Here is a 2,752-nt window from a genome sequence, read left to right as displayed (position 1 = left end):
GGGTCCGTCGCCGACGCGGGCGGCAGCGCTTTCAGGTCGCCCGCGTCACGTGTGTCGTCGCGTGCGTCGGCCTCGTCCTCGGCCAGCTTCACGTTCGCAGACGCTGGCGAGACGCTTGGCGCGACGGGCGGCGCTGCGGTGTCGGTCAGCGGCGTCGCGGGTGCCGGCGCGTCACCGCCCGCCGCCGGCGCGACCGGGGTCTCGCCCTGTGTGGCGGACGGATCGGGCTGACGCAGCAAGGTGGCGAGGCTGGGACGGGGCGGAGTGCGATCGGGCATGCGCGCGGGCGACGACGGCTAGAGCCGTATTCAAGCACGCGCCGGCGGGATCTGCAGTGCGCTGCCGGTGGATCGTCGCCTTTGTCAGCGCTGGACGCTCTACGGAGCGAGTGTCCCGCGGCGTGCTCAGCGCGACTTGCGGGTGTCGAGCAGGTCCAGCAAGCCGGCGCGCTGACGCGGGCTCAGGCTGTCGAAGCGCTCCAGCAGGCGCAGTTGCTGGTCGGTGAACTGGTAGTGGCTGGGCAGCTCGCCGATGGCCGCGGCGTCCGCCGCCATCGGTTCGCCGAACACGCGCTCGCCACGGCCGGTGGCCAGGTACTCGAAATGCAGCCCGCTGCGGCGGGCCAGGGCGATCAGGTGCTCCAGCGCCGGCGCCGTGCCTTCGGCCATTTCCCACTGCGCCACGGCGCTGCGGGTCACGCCCAGGTCCAGCGCCAGGGCCTCCTGGGTGAGGCCGGTAAGCTTGCGCGCTTCGCGCACCCGTTCGTACAGCTTGCTGTTCACACGCACCTCCGCAGGGGAGGCGAGATATAGCCGCGCCGGCCACTGCGTTTGGTTCGCAGCGCTGTCCATCAGTGAAATGTTAGCGATACTGTCTTCTGCGCTATGGGCCGGCTGGCCTTGCGGGGCCGCGCCCCGGCGTGGCCGTGCCCCGGTTCAGTCCCGGCGCACGCCGTCGATGCGCATCCAGTCGCCGTCCTGTTCGGTGCGCAGTTGGGTGAACCACGGTGCGTAGCGCTGCAGCAGCTCCTGTTCCTGACCATGCAGGATCCCGGACAGGGCGATGCGCCCGCCCGGCGCCACGCGCGCGGCCAGGGTCGGCGCCAGCGCATCCAGCGCCGAGGCGAGGATGTTGGCCACCACCACCGGATAGGTGGCCTCCGGTTCGTCGGCAGGCAGGTACACGGCCAGGCGCTCGCCCACCGCGTTGCGCTCGGCGTTGTCGTGGCTGGCCAGCAGCGCCTGCGGGTCGTTGTCCACGCCCACCGCGGCGGCGGCGCCCAGCTTCAGCGCGGCCAGCGCCAGGATTCCCGAGCCGCAGCCGAAATCGAGCACGCGCGCCTGCGCCAGGACGCCGTCGGTGGCCAGCGCATCCAGCCAGCGCAGGCACAGCGCGGTGGTCGGGTGGGTGCCGGAGCCGAACGCCAGGCCCGGGTCCAGGCGCACCACGGCGGCATCGGCGCCGCGGGCGTCTTCGGGCAGCTCATGGTTCCACGGTACGATGAAGGTGCGCGCGCCGAAGCGCATCGGCTGGAACTGGTCCAGCCAGGCCCGTTCCCAGTCCTGGTCGTCGACCTTGCGGAAGGTGGCCTGGGTCCAGTCCAGCCCGGGGTCGAAGGCCTCCAGCGCAGCCAGCAACACCAGCGCGTCCTGCTCCTCGGGGAACAGCGCGGTGAGGACCAGGGTGCCCCACAGCGGGGTCTCGCCCACGCCCGGTTCCAGGATCGCGCGTTCGTTGCTGGTGTCGGCGTCGGCATCGAGCAGGGTCACCGCCAGCGCGCCGACATCCTCCAGCGCGGTCTCGTAGCGGGGCTGGGTGGCGTCGGTGCAGCGCAGGGTCAGTTCGAGGAACGGCATCGGTCGGTGGGGCAATCAGGGGAAGCGCGCATCTTAGACGGGCGGCGGGCTTCGCGCTGGAGGCTGTCTTGCGGCGGAGCGGGGTACGGCACGCATTTCGGCCGGTTGCGAACCACCTCCAGCCGGCGCCGTTCGGAATGCGACACGCGCCGGCGGTACGCGGCGTCGCGCTGGCCGCGCCGGGCCGAACAGGCCCAGCAATGCGTCCGGACGCTGCCGGGCCAGCACCGGCACTGCGATCTGCACCGCGCCGCCCGTGACGCCGTGCCGTTCGTCCGTGCCGCCGGTCCGCACGTCCATGCGCCGGGATCGCGGCATGCATTTGGCGCATGCCGCGGCCTTGGCCTGGGGTAGACTGCCGGCTCGCAGCGGCCGGGCGACAGGGGGTCCGGCTGCGCTTCTGCCCGTGGTCCGGCTCTTTCGCGCATGCCCGTCGTGTCCCGTCCAACCTGGCTGTTGCTGGCGCCCGCCGCGCTGTTGCTGGGCGTGATCGCCTATCGCGCGCTGTCGCTGCCGGCTGCACCGGCGGCGTCCGTGCCGGCGACCGCGGTGGTGGCCGCTGCCTACCCCGCATCCGCCGCGCCGGCCACGGCGTCGCGCCAGGCGTCGGCGCCTGCGCGCCTGCGTGAGGAGAAGGAGGGCGAACACAGTGCCGACCTCTACCGCGCCGCGCAGCAACTGTCGATCGCCGCCGCGCACGGCGACCCCGAGGCGTCCTGGCGGCTCAGCCGCATCTACGACTACTGCGCCGGCTATGCGATGGACCCGGTCGGCTACGGCGCCGATACCCGCGCCATCGCCGACGCGCGCCTGCCGACCTCGGCGCAGATGGTGCAGGCGCGCGCCCGCGTCGGCCGCCGCTGCGCCGGGTTCGCGCCTGGCGACGGCCTGACCCG

General features: G+C 73.1%; 2 protein-coding genes and 2 pseudogenes. 1 reads left to right on the top strand and 3 read right to left on the bottom strand.

What is annotated here, in order from left to right; translation table 11 throughout:
- The 3 genes and pseudogenes from D588_RS27880 to prmA all read right to left on the bottom strand — a co-directional run.
- Positions 1–278: pseudogene (locus D588_RS27880) on the bottom strand (hypothetical protein); the annotation flags it as partial.
- 126 nt (positions 279–404) lie between these two features.
- Positions 405–851 (bottom strand): helix-turn-helix domain-containing protein, encoded by a 447-nt coding sequence (locus tag D588_RS0114180; RefSeq protein ID WP_017916452.1) that lies wholly within the window; start codon positions 849–851, stop codon positions 405–407.
- Positions 852–935: 84 nt separating this feature from the next.
- A complete protein-coding gene (gene prmA / locus D588_RS0114175) occupies positions 936–1,856 on the bottom strand; it encodes a 50S ribosomal protein L11 methyltransferase (RefSeq protein ID WP_017916451.1) in 921 nt (306 codons plus the stop codon).
- A 426-nt stretch (positions 1,857–2,282) separates the two neighbouring features.
- On the opposite strand from prmA, the pseudogene D588_RS0114170 reads away from it, so the two are divergent.
- A pseudogene (locus D588_RS0114170) lies at positions 2,283–2,752 on the top strand (hypothetical protein); the annotation flags it as partial.

Source organism: Xanthomonas sp. SHU 308 (assembly GCF_000364645.1).
In the GTDB taxonomy this organism is placed as follows: domain Bacteria; phylum Pseudomonadota; class Gammaproteobacteria; order Xanthomonadales; family Xanthomonadaceae; genus Xanthomonas_A; species Xanthomonas_A sontii.
The sequence above is the reverse complement of the archived record's forward strand: the minus strand, read 5'-3'. Positions and strand labels throughout refer to the sequence as shown.

Excerpts from the sequence above, each read along its gene's own strand:
- D588_RS0114180 (WP_017916452.1), bottom strand. The coding sequence starts at position 851 with ATGGACAGCGCTGCGAACCAAACGCAGTGGCCGGCGCGGCTATATCTC.
- prmA (WP_017916451.1), bottom strand. The coding sequence starts at position 1,856 with ATGCCGTTCCTCGAACTGACCCTGCGCTGCACCGACGCCACCCAGCCC.